The following is a 19,654-nucleotide window of genomic DNA, read 5'->3' on the forward strand; positions in this document are numbered from 1 at the left end:
TGCCGAGGCACCTTGACCGCAACGACGACCAGATCGACACCCCGATCCCTCGCGAGCTGCTCGACCGAGGCGTACCCGGGCACCCCGTAGACCTCGCTCGCGGCGCGAGCCGACGCAGCAGAACCCGTCGCCAACGCTCGAAGTTCGATCCCGTCCACGACCGACAGCGCAGGCACGTGCCCTCCGGCCGCCCAACCGCCCGACGCACTCAGACCCACGATGCCGACACCGATCCGACGACTTCCGCCCAGGTTCTCCGTTGCCCCCACGTTGCCCCTTGTCATTGCCTCTTCCTCCGTCTGACAGATCGGACCGAACCGATCTCCGGGTACCGCTCGCCGCTGGGCTGCTCCTGGGTCAGCCGGCCAACTGCCGCTGCAGCACCTCGGCGTCGTGCAGGGCCGTCATGTGCACGAACCGGCCGCCGCGGACCTGGTAGATGGCGTACTCGACGATCTCGAAGGAGACACCGGTCGGGACCGCGCCCAGCCACTCCTTCACCGGGGTGCCCGTGTTGATCAGACGGGCAGCAAGGCGGTCACCGTCGACGGCGAACTCCTGAAGCTCCCAGTGGAAGTCGGGCACCGCGTCCGCATCCCCCTTCAGGACGGCGATGACGTCGTCCCGAGTGCCCGGCTCGCCGTTGAGGGTGGTCTCGTCGTTGATGAACTCGTCCATGCGGTCGAACTCATGGGCGTTGAGCGCCTCGATGTAGCGCCGGTAGAACTCGCGCACGTCGACGTCGGACACGATGGTCTCCCTGCCGCCCCGGAGCCGGGACTGCACTCGGCTGCGATGAACCGGGCGACACACTGCGACCTCTCATCGCGGAGCCGCCCTGGCGGGAGCAACCCCGACCGCACGAGTTCTATTCCGTTCGGTACAGAAAGAAGGTGTGCCACGGGAGCTGAAGCGGCAGGAGAGAAGTCGCCGGCGTCGCTCGACATCTGCGGACCGCGGCCGTCACCGGTGTGTACCCGGGTAGTCGACGAGCCGGGTGTGCACGACGACCGACCGGGGGGCCGACCGGTCTCCGTCGATGCGACCGAACAGGAGCTCTGCGCCGCTCCCGGCGATCATGCAGGGGCCGTGGCCCGAACGGCGCCCACCGCCCGTCCATATGTTGCGCGTATTGCGATGCCGGTAGTGAGCTATCAGGCTGGATGACTTGGCGATCTTGGGATGTGTTGGTGGCAGACCCACCCACCGTCGGAAGGCCGCTCCATGAACGCCACCACGTCCTCCACCCTGGTCGTCCTCGTCCACGGCGCCTGGCACTCGTCCCTGCACTGGGCGGCCACCCAACGCTCCCTGGCGCAGCGGGGGATTGCGAGCACTGCGATCGACCTGCCGGGACACGGCATCACCGCGCCCGTTCCCACCGGTTACCTGCAGCCCGGCCAACCCGGCATCGCCACCGAACGTTCCGACCTGGCCGACCTGACGATGGACGACCTCACCGACGCGCTGGTGACCCGGCTCGCCGAGGTCCGGCCGCGGTTCCGCCGCGTGGTCCTGGTCGCGCACAGCGCGGGCGGCGGGACCTCCTCGGCCGCCGCGGAACGCGCGCCCGAACTCATCGACCACCTCGTCTACCTGTCGGCGTTCGTGCCCGCGGGACGGCCGCGGTTCCTCGACTACGTCGACGCACCGGAGAACGCCGGCGCGGTCCACGTCCCACGGGTCGGCGACCCCACCGCGATCGGCGCGATCCGGATCAACCCGCTCTCCCCCGACCCGGCCGAGGTGGCCGCGATCCACCGTTCCTTCCTCGCCGACTGGCCGGCCGACCGGCCGGGCTGGCGGCTGCTCCTGCACCCCGACGAGCCGGTCGCGTCGCTGGCTGCCCCGGTCCCGGTCACCGCCGCGCGCTGGGGACGCGTTCCCCGCACCTACATCCGGCTCACCGACGACCTCGCCCTCCCCCTCGCCACCCAGGACCTGATGATCGCCGAGGCCGACCAGGTGGCGCCGGACACCAAGACCGAGGTGCACTCGCTGCCCGGCGCCCACTCCCCCTTCCTCACCCGGCCCGACGAACTCGCCACGGTGCTGGCCTCGCTCGCGGAGAGGGTGTGAGACCGCTCGCGCTGCCGGTACTGCTGTCCGGGACGTTCGTCCAGCTGATGAGCGTCACCGTCATGCAGGTCGCAGTCCCGGACGTACGAGAGGAGCTGGGCGCGGGCCCCGGCGCGGCGCAACTGGTCCTCGCCGGCTACACCCTGACCTTCGCCTGCTCGCTGATCACCGCGGCCCGGCTGGGAGACCGGTACGGCTACCGGCGGCTCTTCGTCTCCGGCATGGCGCTGTTCACCCTCGCCGCGGCCGCCGGTGCCGCAGCTCCGGACGGGGACGTGCTCGTCGTGGCACGGCTGGTCCAGGGCCTCGGGAGCGGGCTGATGGCACCGCAGATCCTCTCGATCATCCAGAAGGCCGTGCCGGAGGACCGCCGACCCCGCGCTCTGGCCCGGTACGGCGCAACGATGGCGGGGGCATCGCTGGCGGGTCCCGTCCTCGCCGGCATCCTGCTCGAGATCGACCCCTTCGGTCTGGGCTGGCGGGCGGCGCTGGCGTTGACCGTGCCGGTCGGGCTCGCCGCGATCGCGCTGTCCCCCGCCCTCCCGCCGGGCCGCGGCCGGGACGGCTCCCGGACACGCATCGACCCGATCGGCGCCGGGCTCAGCTTGTCGGGGCTGTTCCTGCTGGTCCTGCCGCTGACCCTCGGCGCCGACCAGAGCTGGCCCGCGTGGGTGTGGGTGAGCTTCGCCGCGGCCGCGGTCCTGGTGGGTGCGTTCGTCGCCTCGCAGCGCCGGGTGCGCCACCCGCTGCTGCACCCGGCCGCCCTCGCCTGCCCGACCACCCGCTGGGGCGTCGCGGCCGTGCTGCTGTTCAACGCCGGCATCCCCTCGTTCATCCTGCTCCTGTCCCTGCACCTGCGAGGAGCGCTGGAGCTGGGCCCGCTGCCGACCGCGCTCACGATCACCCCATACGCGGTCGGGGCGTTGCTGGGCAGCGCCCTCGCCGAGGCGGCGGCCCGCCGCCTCGGCGCCGCGGTCCTCGTCCTCTGCGCGGGCGTGCTCGGGGTGAGCACGGTGCTGACCGCCGTGACGATCGACGCCCCCGGCCCGGCGCTCTGGCTCGTGCTCGGGGTCGGCGGGATCGCCTTCGGCGTCTTCACCGCGTCGGCGTTCTCCCTCGTCCTGGCGCAGGTCCCGGGCGAGGCGGCCAGCTCGGTGTCCGGTCTGCTGCCCACCGCGCAACAGCTCGGCGGGACCTTCGGGGTCGCGCTCGCGGGCCTGGCCTACACCGCACCCGCCGCCGACGCCGGTGCCGCCTTCGGGCACGCGATGGGCTACGAGGTCGCGGTCTTCGCCCTCGCCGCTCTCGCGGCGGCCGTACTGCACCGGAGCCGGTGCTCGTCGCCGCGGGCCTCGGCTACCGCCAGGTCTTCCTCTCCTTGCTCGTCCCCGCCACCGTCTGCATCCTCGCTCTGCTGATCAAGGTGTGATGCGCACGGCCGGGTGCTTGGCCAGCACGTCGTCGAGGCGGGAGCCGACCTCCGCGCAGTTCGCGCGTACGACGTCCAGGAACGCGGCGAGCACCGGCGATCGGTCCGCTGCCCGGAACGACAGCTGCAGGTCGGGCAGCCGGACGTGCGGTCGCACCTCGCAATACCAGACGTCCTCGCGCGCCAGCTGCCGCATCCGCGTCGGGCCCAACCCCACGCCCACCCCACACGCCGCCAGCCCGACGATCGTATGGATGTCGCGGGCCGCCGTGGCGCAGTCCAGCGGGGAGGACCCGGAACCGAACAGCGCCCGCAGCCGGGACACGACCGCCGGTTCCTGGTCCGACGGAGCCACGATGAGGTTCTCCCCCGCCAATTGCGCGTGATCGATGGCCGCGCTCCCCGCGAAGGGGTGCGTCCGAGCCACGACGGCCGTCAGATCGTCGACGCCGATCGGCACCGTGACCAGCCCTTCCGCCCCCGCGCCGCGGGGGCCGCCGCGCCCGACGGCGACGTCGAGCTCCCCGGCGATCAGCGCCGCCACCCCGTCCGGGCTGGCCATCTCCCGCAGGTCGAGCCGCACGTTCGGACGCGACCGCTGGAAGCGACCCAACACCCCTGGCAACGGCGCGAGGAGCGCGGACCCGATGAACCCCAGCCGCAACCAGCCCGTCTCACCGCGCGCCGCGCGCCCGGCGTCGGTCACCGCACCACCCATCTCGTCCAGGGCACGCCGGGCACGGGCGAGGAAGGCGGTGCCTGCCGCGGTGGGGAACACCCCGCGGGAGGTGCGGTCGAACAACCGCTCGCCCACCTCCCGCTCCAACGCCGCGATCTGCGCCGACAGCGGCGGCTGGGCGATGCCGACCGACCCGGCGGCCCGGCCGAAGTGCTGGTGCTCGGCGAGCGCCAACGCGTAACGGAGGTGACGCGCTTCCACCATCCCCACCATACGCAGTACGTATCAGATGACCGTCAGCGATCTGCCGATCGATATGGCGATGCGCTCGTCGACGACGCATGCGCTGCGGCCGCTACACACTTCTGGAGCGCGGTTTCCGCCGCGCCCCGTCGCGTCAACCACTCATGCCGCCGTCGATCGCGAACGTCGACGACGTGACCATCGCGCTCGCGTCGGAAGCGAGGTAGAGCGCGGCCTGGGCGATCTCCTCGGGCGTGCTGTGCCGGCCGAGCGGGATGATCCCGTCGAAGGTCTTGGCCGCCGTCTCGCGATCCAGCCGCGTCGCGCGCATCTCGATGTCGTCCTGGAAGGTCGTGGAGGTCGGCCCGGGATGCAGGGTGTTGACCCTGATCCGGCGCCCGGCCAGCTCCTTGGCCGCCGAGCGCATGAGGCCGACCTGGCCGTGCTTGGCGGCGACGTAGGCGGAGAGGTCGCCGAAGCCGATGAGCCCGACGACGCTGGAGGTGATGATGATGCTCCCACCGTCGGGAACGTGCGGGATCGCGTGTTTGAGCACGTGGAAGGCGCCGAGGACGTGGACGTGCAGGGTGCGGGTGAAGACGTCGGCGGGGTAGTCCACGATCTTCGCGACCTCACCGCTGGTCCCCGCGTTGCTGAGCACGACGTCGTACCGGCCGTAGCGGTCGACCCCCAGGCGCGTCGCCTCGCGGACGGCCGCCTCGTCGGTGACATCGGCGACCGAGCCGAAGGCGTTGGCGGCACCCAGTTCCTCGACGGCGGCCGCGAGCCGCGCCTCGTCGAGCCCTACGAGGTGCACGCGCGCACCCTCGGCCACGAACAACCTGGCGGTCGCCAACCCGATGCCACTCTCGCCGCCGGTGATCAGGGCGACCTTGCCTCGGACAACACTCATCGCGGTACCTCCTCCTGCTGATCTGCTGGTGGGATTGGGCGAGCGGGGACCCGTCCCTCAGGTCGCGTCGCTCAGCCGGTAGTAGCGGAGCCGCTGGTAGAGCGTGCCCCGGGAGATCCCCAGCCGGTTCGCGGCGAGGGACTTGTTGCCACCGCACTCCGTGAGGACATCGACGATGACCCGCGCCTCGGCCTGCTCCAGCGGGGTGAGCGTGACTGTGGAGGGCTTCGGCGGGGACGCCGACGGCACCGGACCACGGCCGATGAGCAGCACCACCCCGTCGTCGAGACGGTTCGGCGTGACCGGGTACATCCGTGCGTGTACGCCTGCGGCGATCTCGACCTCCCGGGCCGCCGGCCCGGCCTGGTCGACCACCTGCCACAGCGCAGCCCGGTCGAGCCCGTACGGAGCCGCACCGTCCTCGACGATCATGTGCTGACGGTCGAGGCTGACCACGGCGCCGGCGCCGGACGTGCAGAAGGCCAGGTGGGCGTCGAGCAGCCGGTGCTGCCGGGCTGTCATCGTCCGCCGCAGGGACTCGGAGATGTTCGCGGCGAGCGAGCGTGCCACCACCACGAGCAACCGGTTGGCGTCCGGTGCGGGGCAGGCGATGTTGACGCTTCCCGCGACCCTGCGACTGACCGGATCGACCACCGGCGCGGCGACGCAGGCCCACCCGTGCCACGCCTGTTTGAAGTGCTCGGCGCCTACGACGACCGAGGTGCGCGACGTCGTGGCTGCGATCCCTATTCCGTTGGTCCCCGCACTGCGCTCCCCGGCCCGGGACCCGAGGGTGAACTCGATCCGGTCGAGGTCACCCGTCAGCCGCCGGTCGGCCTCCCAGCGCCAGATCACGGTCCCGGTGACGTCCGCGAGCGCCAGTGCGGTCGCCGTGCCCGCGAACTGGTCGGACATCCCCAGCATCACCGGTGCACCGGCCCGGACCAGGGTCTGCTCGGGATCGATCTCCGTTCGCTCGAGATCGAGCCGTTCCGGGTCGATGCCGCCGGCCTTCGACCGTTGCCACGACGCCTGTATCTCCGGACGCACGGTGACCGGCTCCCCGCAGAGGAAGCGCTCCCACATCGCTACCAGGTCACCGCGCATCACGGGCCACCGGATGCGTCGCTGCGTGCAACAGGTGCGTGTCCCCTGCGATGTCGACGATTCGCATTGCTGCCCTCTCAGACCGGGGGGACGGATGCGGGTGCCAGCCGCTCCACGCGCACGCGGTCGCCCGGGGCGAAGGTGACCACGGCGATCGCGCCTGCCGCAACCACCAGCGGGAGGGCGAAGAGACCGAAGAGCGACCGGGGAGTCCAGCCGGCCTCGAGCAGAACGCCCGCGAGCAGCGGGGCCGTGAGCGCGCCGACCCGGCCGACGCCCATGGCCCATCCGACCCCGGTCGCACGGGTCGACGGTGGGTACAGCGCCGGCGCCACTGCGTTGAGGCTGTTGCCGCCGGCATTGATGCACAGCCCCACGGCGACGGCCCCGACGAGCGCGGCCGTCGTCGCTCCGAGCGACAGGCTGAGTACGAGGTAGGAAGCCCCCGCTGCGACGAGGGAGCAGACCGCGAGGACGCTCGGGGCGATCCGGAGTGCCAGCCCGGCGATCATCAGCGTTCCGATGATGCCTCCGAGGTTGAGCAGCAGGCCGGCCTGCACGCCCTCCTGCGCGGAGTAGCCGCTCTGTTCCAGCAGCAGCGGTGTCCAACTCGCGGCGAAGTAGAACCCGGCCATCATCACGAAGTAGGCCAGCCACAGCAGCACCGAACGTCCGGCCCCGATGCCCCGGGCGCGGGCCTGCCGCGGCCCGTCCCCGGCTCGCGGGGGCAGCTCGGTGACCGGCTCCAGCCGCATCCTGGCGAGCAGCGCGTTGACCTTCGGCAGGGCTCCCGCGGGCCGGCGGGTGAGGAGGTGGTCGAGCGACTCGGGCAGGGCCACGGCGACGACGACCAGCATGACGAAGGTGATCACCGCCCCGGACACGAACAGGGCGCGCCAGCCGTACTCCGCGGCCAGCGCGGCCGCGACCGCGCCGCCGAGGACACCACCGATGGGCAGGCCCGTGCCGTAGAGGGCGATCATGGTGCCGCGCAGCCGTCGAGGCGAGTACTCCGTGATCACGACCGGGAGACCCGCGACCATCCCGCCGATGCCGAGTCCGCTCAGCAGTCGCGAAAGACCGAGCGTCACGGGTCCGGTGCTGACCGCGGCCAACGCCATGCCCAGCGTGCACAGGGCCAGGCAGCCCAGGGTCATCGGGCGACGGCCGATCCGGTCGGCCAGCGGTGCGAGGAACGCCGAGCCGAGTGCCATGCCGACGAGCGCGCTGCTGAGCAGCACGCCGACCTCGGACGTGCGCAGGCCCCACTCCTGCGCGACACCGGATGCGGCGAAGGCCATCACCAGGACGTCGAAGCCGTCGACGAGGTTGATCAACAGGCAGATGGCGACGGTGGCGATCTGGAACGGGCTCATCCGCGCCCCGTCCACGGCGTCCCGGATGGTCGCGGCGCTCATGTCGAGACGCTCGCGGTCGCGTCGATCTCGACACGCAGTTCGGGACGCACGAGCCCGGCGACGATCAGCAGGGTGTTGGGCGGGTACTGCGCGTCGGGATACGCCTGGGCGAAGTACTCCTCCCGTGCTCTGTAGAACTCGGAGACGTCGTCGGCCGAGACGAGGTAGCTGACGAAGCGGACGACGTGGCGCAAGGAGGAGCCCTGCGATTCCAGGATCGTGCGCACGTTGTCGTAGGCGCGCGCCGTCTGCGCGGCGACGTCCGGGCCCGCCGGGCGGTTCGCATCGTCGATGCCGACCTGGCCGGCCACGAAGACGAGCCCACCGACACGGGAGACGTGGGAGTAGGAGCTGAACGGGACGCCGACGCCCGCCGGGTTGGCGTAGGACGGCAGCTCGGGCGGCGTAACGGCGGACGGACCGGTCATGCTTCCACTCCTCGGGCTTCGGACGGGGCGACGGATGCGGCGTCGGGAACGTGGGCGAGGACCTGGTCGAGCGCGACGGCGAGCTGCGCCTCCGCACCGGCTCCGGGCGCCTGCCAGGCGACGTGCCCGTCGGGGCGGACCAGGACCGCACCGTCGCGTCGGATGGTCAGCGGGCCGAGCAGGTGGGGCAGGCGCCGCACGCGCAGCGGGGCCCCGGCGCCGGCCAGGCGTGTCCCGGTGGACTCCCACTCATCGGCGTCCGGTCCGCAGACCAGGACGAACGTCGTGTCGAACCAGTCGATGGTCGTCTCGGTGCGGTCCACGTCCAGCCAGAGGTGCGGGAACCGGGCGCCGGGCCGGTCGGCCGGCCAGTACCGCCGCGAGTCGTGCGGCGGCAGCGGTGAGCCGTCATCGACGACGGCGGCGCTGCGATAGACGTAGCCCATGGCCTGCCCATCGCTGTGCAGCTGGTTGTCCTGGTCGACCAGCAGCCTGCGCCAGGTCTCGGGGTCCTCGTCGCGCCGCCGGAAAGCCTCGTCCATCTCGTCCATCCGCCCCTGGTTGCGCACCGCGAACTCGGTGTTCGACACCGCGACCGGACGGCGCTCGGGCTCGTAGGTGTCGACCAGCGACACCGCGGCGTGCCCGGACAGCACCGCCGCGATCTTCCAGGCGAGGTTGTGCACGTCCTGCACCCCCGAGTTGAGGCCGTTGCCCCCGGCGGTGGGGAACCGGTGAGCGGCGTCGCCCGCCAGGAACACCCGGCCGCATCGGAACCGCTGCGCGACCTGGGCGCTCATGTGCCAGTTCATGACGTTGATCCGCTGCACCGGAAGATCGGGGATCTCCCAGATCTCCCGAACGAAAGCGATGAGGTCCTCCTCCGACATCGGTTCCTCGCCGTCACGGAGCTTCTGCACCGCGAGCCACCGATCCCCCCGAGGCCCGGTGGCCAGGACGTTGACGTCCGGCCGTGACCGGTCCCGAGGTCGGACGAGGAAGCCGATCGCGCTGCGCACGTGTGGCAGGTGGCCGACGTCGGCCCTGTAGTAGTGGTTGGCCATCAGCGCGAGCGTCGGCGGGCCCTCCATCTCGATCCCCACCGCGTCGCGGACCCGGCTGTTGGCCCCGTCGCAGCCGACCAGGTAGCGGGCCCGCACCTCGAGCAGCTCACCGGTGTCGAGGTCGCGCAGACGGGCGGTGACGACCTCGGCGTCCTGCGCCAGCGAGAGGAACTCGGTGCGTCGGCGGAGCGCAACGCCCGGCCGCGTCGCGAGTTCGTCCGCGAGCGCCTCCTCCACCGCGTCCTGCGGAACGATCGACCGGGGCGCAGGAGTGTTCTGGACCGGTGCGGGCTGGGTGTAGGCCACGAGCGGGCCGTTGAGGCTCTCGCACCAGCAGGCCACATCGGACTCCTGCGGGAGCGCGGCCTTGCGGACACGTTCCTCGATGCCCCAGACCCGGAACTGCTCCATCGTGCGGGCGGTGCACCCGCGGGCCTTCGGGTGGGTTGTGGTGGACGGGCGTTTCTCGGCGAGCATGTTCGGGATGCCGAACCGGTCCAGGAGCAGCGACATGCTCATACCGGCCGGACCGCCTCCGACTACGAGAACCGGAACGTCGATCACGATCAGAACCTCCTCGTCCTCATCGCACCTCGGGTGGTTTCAGTCGATGTACGACACGCGCGGTTTGCACCGGTCGTCATCCAGATCGGGCAGGACGACGACCCGCTCCTGCTCGTAGGCGTCGGTCCGCGCGGTGACGAACGAGGCGTCCACCGTGTGGCTGCGGTTGTAGGAGACGTGCGGGCAGAACGGCGGGATGTAGAGGAAGTCGCCCTTGCCCACCACGAGGTCGTGCTCGAGTTCGCGGCCCCAGAAGAAGTGGACGCTGCCCCCGATACCGAACAGGGCCGACTCGTGCTCGAGGTGGTAATGGGCGTTCGACTTCTCACCAGGCTTCAGGTACGTGACCAGGAGCGACAGGTGTTTCGACGGGGTGGTCACACCGTTGACCCCGAACAGGGCGTTGACGTCCTGCTTCGCGCGCTGAGACTTCTCGGGGTGCACTCGTGTGACGTCGCCGTCCCAGTCGACCTTGAGATCCATCGATGTGCCCTTCTTCGATCGCGATCGGGGCCACGTGCCCGCCCAGACACCGCCGATGCCGCGGGAGACCACGCAGGTCTGATGCGGCGAGTGTGCGGTCTCGCGTCCTCTGACCGGGGCGTGCTGTGCAGAATCTGAACAGTCGGCGCAGGCGTGGAGGCGAACCGCCGTCCGGTCACCGCGATCTCCACGGCAGCGACGAACCGTCCGCACACTTCGTCAGCAGCCGATGGAGGGCAACGCGTCGCCGCCGGCCTTCGACTGGAACAACAGCTGAAGCTCCAGTGCCTGATCCGGCTCCCTCCAGCGCTCCCCCAGCACGAACACCGAGGGCCGCTGCTGCCGGTCCCGGTCGGCACTTCGCCATGGGGAATCGGCCTGCAGGTCGAACAGCGCGGCGTCGTGCGGGCCGCGGGCGGCATCGACCTGGCTGCGCGATCGAGCCGAGCCCGACCGGCCGCCAGATCAAAGAGCGCGGCCCGGAACGGGCCGGCCGAGTTGGTAGCCTCCAACGAAATCCGGGCAGCCCAGGGGGAGTTCCTCGACAAGGAGCAGCTCGGCGAGCTCGTACTCGCGATGCCGGAGGTCGGACAGTGAGGATCGCGGAAATCCATCTCTACCGCCATGAACTGCCGGTGCGAGGCGGCCCCTACAAACTCGCCCAGGCGGAAGTCCGGTCCCTGTCCACGACGCTGGTCAAGCTGGTGGCCGCGAACGGACTCGTCGGTTGGGGCGAGACCTGCCCGGTGGGACCCACCTATGCCGAGGCCCACGCCGCCGGCGCCGTGGCAGCGCTGACCGAGATGGCGCCTGGGCTGCTCGGGGCCGAGGTGCTGCCGGTACCTCTGCACCGGCGTATGGACGGGCTGCTCCACGGCCACCACTACGCCAAGGCCGCCATCGACATCGCCGCCCACGACCTGTTGGGCAAACACCTCGGTGTGAGCGTGTCCGACCTACTCGGTGGCGCGCTCACCGATCGCGTTCCTGCCTACTACTCCACCGGCGTCGGCTCACCCGAGGACACCGCCCGCTTGGCGGGTGTCAAGCGCGACCAGGGCTACCCGCGCCTGCAAGTCAAGATCGGCGGGCGGCCTGTCGAGGAGGACATCGCAACCGTCCGCAAGGTCTGGGAGGTAATCCGCGGGTCGGCGATGCGCCTGGCGGTGGACGGCAACCGCAGCCTGACCACCCGCGACGCGCTGCGGCTCAGCCGCGAGTGCCCGGACATCCCGTTCGTCATGGAACAGCCCTGCAACACCCTCGAAGACCTACGCAAGATCCGCTCTCAGGTCAGCCACGGCATCTACGTGGACGAGAACGGCACCAGCCTGAACGAGGTCGTCACCGCCGCCGGCACCGGTTTGGTCGACGGTTTTGGCATGAAGGTCACCCGGTTGGGCGGACTGCACCCGATGCGCACCTTCCGCGACCTCTGCGCGGCGCGGAACCTGCCGCACACCTGCGACGATTCCTGGGGCGGCGACATCATCGCTGCCGCCTGTACCCACATCGGCGCCACGGTCGCACCCGAACTGCTCGAGGGCGTCTGGCTGGCGGCCGATCACATCGAAGGTCACTACGACCCGGAGAACGGCATCCGAGCCGAGGGCGGCCACATCAAGCGACCGCAAGGCCCGGGCTTGGGCATCACGCCCGATGAAGACCTCTTCGGCGCCCCGGTGGCATCCTTCTGAGTGGCGCACAGGGGGCACGTCCCCTCGGGTGCGCATGAGCCGCCCCGTTCGTGATGTCGGCACGGGACTCCCGGTGGTCCCGGACAGGCACCGGGCAGTCGTCGCCACCGCCGCGGGAGCTGGTGTGCGATGGGTGAGGTGGCCGGGCTGCAGCGCGCAAGCCGACTCCGATGGCGTCCGGGAAGTACACCCACCCCATCTGCGTGGTCTCGGCTTCCTCGGGAACGGGAACTGGATCGTCGGGGCCGATCAGCGTGCGGGTGTAGGCCTGCGCCCCAGCCACTCGTCGTCCTTCGCCCCCTCCAGGAACAGCGCCTCCTGGGTCGGTCGCGCCCCAGGCGTTCACCCCGGTCACCGGCGCCCGGGCCTGTGACGGCCGCCGTCCGCTACGGGATCGTCGGCAGCGGCTGGCGCACCGGGTTCTTCCTGCGCCTGGCCCAGACGATGCCCGAACGGTTCGCCGCCACCGGCGTCGTCACCCGCACCGCCGAGCGCGGCGCGCAGGTCGAGGAGCAGTGGGGCGTCCCGACCTTCCGCACGACCGATGAGCTGGTCGCGGCCGACCGGCCCGACTTCGTGATCGTCTCGGTGCCGTGGGCGGCCGCACCGGCGGTCACCGTGGAGCTGGTGGAGCAGGGCCGTACCCGTGCTCAGCGAAACGCCGCCCGCCCCGGACCTCGCGGGCCTGCGGGACCTGTGGGCACGCGTCGGCGGCAGCGGCCTGGTGCAGGTGGCCGAGCAGTACCTGATGATGCCTGCCCACGCGGCGCGCTGGGCGGTGCTGCGCAGCGGCGCGATCGGGCGGGTGACCTCGGTGCAGGTCTCCTCCACGCACCTCTACCACGCGGTGTCGATGATCCGGATGATGCTCGACGCCGGGTTCGCCGACGCCGAGGTGACCGCACGCGGCCTCACCGCACCACTCGCCGACCCGCTCGACCGCCGTGGCTGGGTCGGCGGGACCGAGCCGCAGCCCGCACTGACCACCCTCGCGGTGCTCGACTTCGGCGAGGGCCGCTCCGGCCTGTACGACTTCACCGACAACCAGTGGTTCAACCCACTGCGGGCCAACCGCATCGTCGTACGCGGCAGCCACGGCGAGCTCGTGGACGACCGCCTCGTGCGCCTGGCCGACCCGGCGACCGCAGTGGAGTCCCACCTGGTGCGGCGCCAGACCGGGATCGACCTGAACCTCGAGGGCTTCGACCTGGATCACATCATCGCCGACGGCCGCGTCGTCTACCGCAACCCCTACCGAGGAGCGCGGCTGGCCGAGGACGACATCTCGGTGGCAACCATCATCGACCGCATGGGTGCCTGGTGCCGCGGCGCCGGCGAGCCCCCGTACCCGTTGGCGCACGCCTGCCAGGACCACCTGATCAGCCTGGCGATCGAGGAGTCGGCCCGCACGGGCGCGACGGTGCGCACTTCCCAGGAGCCCTGGGCCGACTGATCACTGATCCGGCAGCACTGAACGCGGGTCAGGGACGGGACCCGTGAGTCCCAGGGACGAGGGGCCAGGACGTCGCGGCGTCGTCGTGCTCGTCGCGCAGTCCTCGCCGTGGCAGTGGCACTCTGCGCCGCCTCGCCCAGCTCGGCCTGGCCCCGACCGCGGCTCTGCTGGCCGGCGGCGAACGCCCACGCTGTTGTCACCGACAGCGGAGCACCGGCCACGAGCAGCGAGGACCGAATGGCCTCACGAAGGCCGACCGAAGCGCTCGCACTGACGTCACAAACTGTTGAGCCGGTGGCCTCATCGGTGTGAACGCGGTTCCCGCCTGCCGACAAGGGCCGCTCAGGAGCGTTCTTGCTGGTTGACGTGCTGCTGTGTACTCACTCGTAGCAGGCCGCGTCAGGACTGGTGATGCCTTCTTGATGCCTCGACGTCCCGCACGACCGGGACCCCGTTACACCCGGCGATGCTGTTGAGTGGAAGCCAGGCTGCAGGTGCTGTCGCTGTGCCCCGTCGTCGACTGAGCCGGCCTCAGGTTCCGCCCGCTCCTCCGATCCACTGGGCCAGCGATCCATGCTACGGTTCAACCACTACATCCCCCACGCCTCTCAACGATGCGCACTTGGGGGATTTTCTCTGCCGCGGGCATGGAGGAGCGCTGCATGCCTGGACGAACGCGTGCGCCTCGGCCGTCGCGTCCCCGCGGCTCGCTGCCCTACGACAAGTCGCCGCTGAGCCTCGACCAGCTCGTCGACAGGCTCACCGAGCGCGGGCTGGGGATCCCGGACCCGGATCGTGCCGGACGGTACCTGCGACACATCGGCTACTACAGGCTCTCGCCGTACACAATCCCTTTCCAGCACGGCGGGCCGGATCACCTCTTCCGCGAGGGCACAGGGTTCGACGACGTGCTCGACCTCTACGCCTTCGACCGGGCCCTCCGGCTGCTGGTCATGGACGCGCTGGAACGCGTCGAGGTGGCCGTGCGCGCCGCGCTCACCGACCACATGTCGACGACGTACGACGACCCGCACTGGTACCTGGACGCCAAGCACTTCGACGACCGCGGCAAGCACGAAGGGCTCCTGAAGATCGTTCGAACCACCTGCGACGATCGGCTGCGCGGGACGCCGGACGCCGGGGAGGACTCGCTGGTCCACCGCTCAGCCCTCGAGCACTACCTGACGACCTACGGCTCGCCCGAGCTGCCGCCGTCCTGGCTCATGGTCGAGACCCTGACCATTGGCCAGTTGGCCAGCGCGTACCGCAACCTGAGTGGGCGGTCCAACCGAACCGCGGTCGCCAAGAGCATCGGGCTGACCGCCCCAGTGCTTGAGTCCTGGATGCAAACCTACGTCCGCGTCCGCAACGTCTGCGCCCACCACGGGCGGCTGTGGAACGTCGGCCTCGGCGTATACCCGGCGATCCCGACAACTCCCACGATCTCATGGCTGCAGAACGCGGGCTCCCTTCCGGAGCGGTCGCGAAAGCGCCTCTACCCAGTGCTCGTGTCTCTGCAATCAGTTCTGGACTCGGCGTCTCCGCGCAGTAGGTGGACGAGGCGACTCCACGACCTGCTCAGCACGCGCCCGCCGATGAACCTCCGCGGCATGGGCGTCCCAGATGACTGGGCGGACGACGGCTTTTGGACCCGACACCTCGCTTGAGGCCCGGGCCGAGTTGAGCTCGCACTCGTCAGTGGGACTGTTCCCTCAGGAGCCGTCTCGTAACGAGATGGGAGTCACCGACGATCTCTTACATCCTGGGAGATCATCGAGCAGGGTCAGCGCCGCAGCCTTGGCTGGTCAGGTCGTTGAACATGCTTGATCGTGTCTTTGGGATGTTCCGCACCCCGGTCTCGGAAGCCACCGTGGCATCGATGACCCGACGCGCACACCGCGTATGCCGGTGTCATGCGCTGCTCGACCTCGGAGGCCGTGAGCCACCGAACGCGCTGGGCTTCGTCGGTCGCGGTGGCTTCCCCGCCGGTTGGGTGACAGCGGTACACGCGTACGACGACCCCGCGAGTCAGGTTCTTGTAGGCGCCGGTCAACCCACGAACGACACCAGGGCATCTGTCGCGACAACACCTGGGCGCCGTGCACCGCACCTCACAGGCCGGGCCAAGCTCGATTCGAGCTCCATTGCCACCTCATACTCAGCCGGATCGACGCTGGCCGAGTTGGCTAGAAGCCACGGCGTCAGCGAGAGCACGATCAAACGCGTCCTGCGCGAACAGGGCACGAGGAAGTAGCGACGCGCGTCACAGGAGAACCCCGAACATCGCGCAGCAGTGCCCAGCCCTGTCGCTCCAGCACGGGCACGCCCGGCCTAGGTGCAGCGGAAAGGTCTGCGCAGGTTCGAGTCCCCGGCAGGCCGGCGGCGCGCCGCTCCCAGGCCAGCGGCACCCCACCGACGACCACCACGGCGAAGCGGCTGTCCATCTCCTCGGTCACCCTGGATCACCTCCCCAGGCACTATCGCACCCTGTATACACAGACTTGCAAATCGAGTTGCCCGACTGGCAATCTGGGACGGTATGGACGACGTGGAGAAGGCGCTAGGCGCCGTGGGATTCCAGCTACGCGCGCTGCGCCGGAACCGGGGCAGCACGCTCGCCGAGCTGTCCGCTACGACCGGCATCTCGGTGAGCACCCTGTCCCGCTTGGAATCGGGCAGCCGCCGTCCGACCCTGGAACAGCTCCTCCCACTGGCCAAGGCACATGGCGTCACACTCGACGAGCTCGTCGCCGCCCCACCCACCGGCGACCCACGCCTGCACCTGCGGCCGATCAGCTGCCACGGCGGGATGACGGTCCTGCCGCTCACGCGGCGCCCAGGTGGCGTCCAGGCATACAAGTTCGTGCTCTCGGCCGCAGCCCGCTCGAAAGACCCGTCTCCGCAGAGCCACGAGGGCTACGAATGGCTCTATGTCCTCAACGGACGCCTGCGGTTGGTGCTCGGTGAGCACGATCTCGTGCTGACTCCCGGCGAAGTGGCCGAGTTCGATACGCACGTTCCCCACTGGTTCGGCGCCGCCGACACGGAGTCCGTTGAGTTCCTCAGTCTGTTCGGTAAACAGGGTGAACGTGCGCACATCCGGGCGAGCCCCAGGAAATCTGATCGTTCATAGCCTCGGCGCGAGCGGTGTATTTGCGTACTACCGTGCGTTGTTGGGTGACATCGACGCCGACCTGACACCGGCTTTCCAGGTGAGGAAACCACCGTCGAGGTTGGCGGTCTCCCGGCCGTACGCGCTCAGCAGACGGGTGGCCGTGTGACCGCGCTGCCCGACGCGGCAGTACACGATCAACCGCCCTGGTGGCAGGTCGGGTGCATCCTGACGCAACTTGCTCAGAGGCACGTTGATCGCACCGGGGATCGCACCGACGGCGAACTCGTCCGGTGTCCGAACGTCGAGGACCGTCGCGCCGCCGACCCGCGCCTCATCCAACTCGTGCCACTGCACGGTGGTCGTGGCCATAGAGGCGAGGTTCTCCGCGACATACCCCAACAAGTTCACCGGATCCTTGGCAGAACCGTACTGCGGCGCGTAGGCCAGGTCGAGTCCGAGCAGATCCGACGCGCTCAGTCCTCCGGCCATGGCTGTGGCGAGCACGTCGATGCGTCTGGCCGCGCCCTCGGTTCCTATTGCCTGCGCACCGAGGATCCCGTCCGTGTCCCCGTCGATGAGCAGCTTCAGCGAGAGCGGCGCTGCCCCTGGGTAATAGGCGGCGTGTGCCGGCGGGTGGATGTGGACGACCCGATGCGCGCGTCCGACGGCTCGCAGCTGTTTCTCGTTCCAGCCGGTGACCGCGGCGGTGAGCCCGAGCACGCCGACCACGGCGGTGCCATAACCGTCGGTGTCGCACGCCGGGCGGCCCATGATGGAATCCGCCGCCAGCCGACCCTGCCGGTTGGCGGGCCCCGCCAGCGGGATGAGCACAGGCTGCCCGGATACCGCGTCGATCTTCTCGGCGACATCACCGACCGCGTAGACGCGTGGATCGGAGGTGCGCAACGAGGCGTCCACCAGGATTCCACCGCCTGGGCCGATCCCCAGGCCGGCGGCCACGGCCAGGCCGCTTCGCGGCCGTACCCCGGCGGCCAGGACGACCAGATCGGCAGGCAGGGCGGCGCCATCGCCGAGCACCACGGTGTCCGGACCGACCTGGGCCACTCGCGTGCCCAGCCGCACCTCGACACCGTGAGCACGTAGGTGTGCCGCCACCGGCTCCGCCATCTCCGGATCCAGCGGGGACAGCACCTGTCCTGCCTGCTCGACCAGCGCAACCGACAGGCCCCTGGCGTGGAGATTCTCGGCCATCTCCAGTCCGATGAACCCGGCGCCGATCACCACGGCGGTACGGGCGTGCTCGGCTGCCTGGACGATGGCGTCGGCGTCGACGACGTCCCGTAGTACATGCGCGCGTTCCACTCCTGGCACGGGCGGCACCACCGCCTCCGCACCCGTGCTGAGGACGAGGTGATCCCAGTGCTGTGCGTAGTCCACACCGGACCGGTGATCCCGCACCGTGACCGTGTGGGCTGTTCGGTCGATCGCCAGCACCTCCTGGCCCACTCGCACGTCGAGCGCGAACCTCTCCCTCAACCCGTCCGGACTCTGCGGCAGCAGCGCCGACCGTTCACCGATCACGCCGCCGATGTAGTAGGGCAGGCCACAGCCGGCGAACGAAACGTACCCACCTTTCTCGAACACGACGATCTCGGCCTTCTCGTCGAGTCGACGCAGGCGGGTGGCCGCTGACATCCCACCAGCCACGCCACCTACGATCACCACCTTCATCTCAGCGTCAGCCAGAGGCCGGGATGAAGTTGGCGTACTCCTCGATCCGGTCGATGAGTCCGTCCCTGAAGCGGAAATACATCGCCGCCTGCACTTCGCCGACCGGCCCGTCGGCGTTGGTGATGCGCAGTACGTGCTGTTGGAGCACCTCGTCCGCTTCGGTGAACTGGCGGGTGATGTCGTAGCGCAGCGACGCCTCCGCCGCAGGACCATCTTTGAGCATCGCGAGGTTCTCGTCGATGGTCTGCTGCCCCTTGCCGTCGTTGTGCCAGACGGTCGCGGTGTCCGTGCATAGCGCACGCATCCCGGCGTAGTCGCCCGCTTCCAGCCGTCGCAGGTAGCGGGTAGCGGTGTCTTTGAGATCGGTGCTCATGGCCTCACGTGTTCCTATCGATTCTCTGTGAACAGGTGCGCGCTCACCCACCGGTACGGGCACAGGTAGATGGTTACCCTCCGGCGCCAGCGGGCACGGAAAAGCGCGCGAGAAGACGTGCAGGGGAAGCACGGCCTGATTGAAATCGACCCGGACGGTGTCGCCCGCCACCGGCGGCAACACCACCCATCTGCCGATGTCCGGCGTCCCAGCACCACTGGTGGAATCGGTGAACACCACCAGCAGGTTGCCGGGGAACGTTTCGATCACCATCAGAGAGCACTGCTGCCCGGCAAGGTCGAACACCAGATCGGCGGGCGCCGGGAGGATGTGCTTGGTGGGCGGATCGGTCAGTCGCTCGATCTCCACTTCCCGTCCCGGCGTCCTCCGGTACTCCGCATCGACCACATATGTCGGATCCACCGGGAAGACCGCGATCTCCCGCAACCATGCCAGCGAGGAGGCTGCGGGGTCCCATACGGTCAGCCCGTAGATCCCCCCGCCCCCGGAGACAGCCATAGTGCGCTCACCCGACAACCGCAGACTGCTGCCCCCGGTCAACGTGACCGTGCCATTCACCGGACGGCCGTCCAGCGACACCCCATCCGCACCAGCCGCGGTGAACTTCAACCCGTCCGAGTCGCTCGCGTCCCATCGTCCGGGCACGCCCTCGACCGTCTGAGCCGACCCGGTGATCGTCGCGAGTTGGACGACCCCGGCTTTCCCGAGAGGTCCGGCGATCTCGTCCCAGCGGCCGCGTCGCCACGCCTCATAGTCAATTTCCAGACGTTCTTCGACCATGATTCGACACTAATACTGCAACGGCACTTCGGCGTGTCGTGAGAGGCTGAGGCTCGTCCGGCGGTGATGATCACCGCGTGGTGGATCTTGCTGGGTGGGTCGCGTCGTTGGATGCG

The 19,654-nt window shown here is 70.0% G+C and carries 18 protein-coding genes and 1 pseudogene; 8 read left to right on the top strand and 11 right to left on the bottom strand.

What is annotated here, in order from left to right:
• On the bottom strand, positions 1-284 hold a 284-nt coding region (locus CFP66_RS50615; RefSeq protein WP_369805297.1), incomplete at its 3' end, for a Gfo/Idh/MocA family oxidoreductase.
• A 73-nt stretch (positions 285-357) separates the two neighbouring features.
• Positions 358-750 (bottom strand): ester cyclase, encoded by a 393-nt coding sequence (locus tag CFP66_RS46465; protein WP_094932003.1) that lies wholly within the window; start codon positions 748-750, stop codon positions 358-360.
• A 474-nt stretch (positions 751-1,224) separates the two neighbouring features.
• Here CFP66_RS46465 and CFP66_RS46470 point away from each other — a divergent pair, with 474 nt between their 5' ends.
• Both CFP66_RS46470 and CFP66_RS46475 read left to right on the top strand, forming a co-directional pair.
• A complete protein-coding gene (locus tag CFP66_RS46470; RefSeq protein WP_094931992.1) occupies positions 1,225-2,079 on the top strand; it encodes an alpha/beta hydrolase in 855 nt (284 codons plus the stop codon).
• Complete coding sequence (locus CFP66_RS46475; protein WP_233160308.1) at positions 2,076-3,497, top strand: MFS transporter; 1,422 nt, start codon at positions 2,076-2,078, stop codon at positions 3,495-3,497. The genes CFP66_RS46470 and CFP66_RS46475 overlap by 4 nt, the downstream gene beginning before the upstream one ends.
• Here the strand turns inward: CFP66_RS46475 and CFP66_RS46480 are convergent, their stop codons facing one another.
• The 7 genes from CFP66_RS46480 to CFP66_RS46510 form a co-directional block, all read right to left on the bottom strand.
• Complete coding sequence (locus tag CFP66_RS46480) at positions 3,498-4,451, bottom strand: LysR family transcriptional regulator (RefSeq protein WP_233160310.1); 954 nt, start codon at positions 4,449-4,451, stop codon at positions 3,498-3,500. It lies immediately after the preceding gene.
• Positions 4,452-4,584: 133 nt separating this feature from the next.
• Positions 4,585-5,343, bottom strand: a complete 759-nt coding sequence (locus CFP66_RS46485) for an SDR family NAD(P)-dependent oxidoreductase (protein WP_094931993.1) — start codon at positions 5,341-5,343, stop codon at positions 4,585-4,587.
• A 57-nt stretch (positions 5,344-5,400) separates the two neighbouring features.
• The gene (locus tag CFP66_RS46490; RefSeq protein ID WP_094931994.1) at positions 5,401-6,450 is read right to left on the bottom strand and encodes a helix-turn-helix domain-containing protein; all 1,050 of its coding nucleotides are present in this window, start codon (positions 6,448-6,450) and stop codon (positions 5,401-5,403) included.
• Positions 6,451-6,527: 77 nt separating this feature from the next.
• Positions 6,528-7,868, bottom strand: a complete 1,341-nt coding sequence (locus CFP66_RS46495; RefSeq protein WP_094931995.1) for an MFS transporter — start codon at positions 7,866-7,868, stop codon at positions 6,528-6,530.
• Positions 7,865-8,296 carry a RidA family protein gene (locus CFP66_RS46500; RefSeq protein ID WP_094931996.1) on the bottom strand — a complete coding sequence of 144 codons (432 nt, stop codon included), beginning with the start codon at positions 8,294-8,296 and terminating at the stop codon, positions 7,865-7,867. Before CFP66_RS46500 ends, CFP66_RS46495 begins: the two co-directional genes overlap by 4 nt.
• On the bottom strand, positions 8,293-9,924 hold the full coding sequence (locus CFP66_RS46505; RefSeq protein WP_094931997.1) for an FAD-dependent monooxygenase: 1,632 nt from the start codon (positions 9,922-9,924) through the stop codon (positions 8,293-8,295). The genes CFP66_RS46500 and CFP66_RS46505 overlap by 4 nt, the downstream gene beginning before the upstream one ends.
• A 39-nt stretch (positions 9,925-9,963) precedes the next feature.
• The gene (locus CFP66_RS46510) at positions 9,964-10,407 is read right to left on the bottom strand and encodes a cupin domain-containing protein (RefSeq protein ID WP_094932006.1); all 444 of its coding nucleotides are present in this window, start codon (positions 10,405-10,407) and stop codon (positions 9,964-9,966) included.
• Positions 10,408-10,560: 153 nt separating this feature from the next.
• Here CFP66_RS46510 and CFP66_RS47755 point away from each other — a divergent pair, with 153 nt between their 5' ends.
• The 6 genes and pseudogenes from CFP66_RS47755 (at position 10,561) to CFP66_RS46535 (ending at position 16,690) form a co-directional block, all read left to right on the top strand.
• On the top strand, positions 10,561-11,004 hold the full coding sequence (locus CFP66_RS47755) for a hypothetical protein (protein WP_143517639.1): 444 nt from the start codon (positions 10,561-10,563) through the stop codon (positions 11,002-11,004).
• The gene (locus CFP66_RS46520) at positions 11,001-12,104 is read left to right on the top strand and encodes a mandelate racemase/muconate lactonizing enzyme family protein (protein WP_094931999.1); all 1,104 of its coding nucleotides are present in this window, start codon (positions 11,001-11,003) and stop codon (positions 12,102-12,104) included. Before CFP66_RS47755 ends, CFP66_RS46520 begins: the two co-directional genes overlap by 4 nt.
• A 129-nt stretch (positions 12,105-12,233) precedes the next feature.
• Positions 12,234-12,683 (top strand): annotated as a pseudogene (locus CFP66_RS50620) (Gfo/Idh/MocA family oxidoreductase); the annotation flags it as partial.
• Positions 12,684-12,750: 67 nt separating this feature from the next.
• A complete protein-coding gene (locus tag CFP66_RS49805) occupies positions 12,751-13,557 on the top strand; it encodes a hypothetical protein (RefSeq protein ID WP_233160313.1) in 807 nt (268 codons plus the stop codon).
• A 662-nt stretch (positions 13,558-14,219) separates the two neighbouring features.
• The gene (locus CFP66_RS46530) at positions 14,220-15,224 is read left to right on the top strand and encodes an Abi family protein (protein WP_094932007.1); all 1,005 of its coding nucleotides are present in this window, start codon (positions 14,220-14,222) and stop codon (positions 15,222-15,224) included.
• An 872-nt stretch (positions 15,225-16,096) separates the two neighbouring features.
• Positions 16,097-16,690 carry a helix-turn-helix domain-containing protein gene (locus CFP66_RS46535; protein WP_094932000.1) on the top strand — a complete coding sequence of 198 codons (594 nt, stop codon included), beginning with the start codon at positions 16,097-16,099 and terminating at the stop codon, positions 16,688-16,690.
• Between the two features lie 27 nt (positions 16,691-16,717).
• Here CFP66_RS46535 and CFP66_RS49810 read toward each other — a convergent pair whose 3' ends face one another.
• A complete protein-coding gene (locus CFP66_RS49810) occupies positions 16,718-18,364 on the bottom strand; it encodes an FAD-dependent oxidoreductase (protein ID WP_094932001.1) in 1,647 nt (548 codons plus the stop codon).
• Positions 18,365-18,371: 7 nt separating this feature from the next.
• The gene (locus CFP66_RS46545) at positions 18,372-19,538 is read right to left on the bottom strand and encodes a DUF1684 domain-containing protein (RefSeq protein ID WP_094932002.1); all 1,167 of its coding nucleotides are present in this window, start codon (positions 19,536-19,538) and stop codon (positions 18,372-18,374) included.
• Positions 19,539-19,654: the final 116 nt, after the last annotated feature.

It is taken from the genome of Pseudonocardia sp. MH-G8 (assembly GCF_002262885.1).
GTDB lineage: Bacteria > Actinomycetota > Actinomycetes > Mycobacteriales > Pseudonocardiaceae > Pseudonocardia.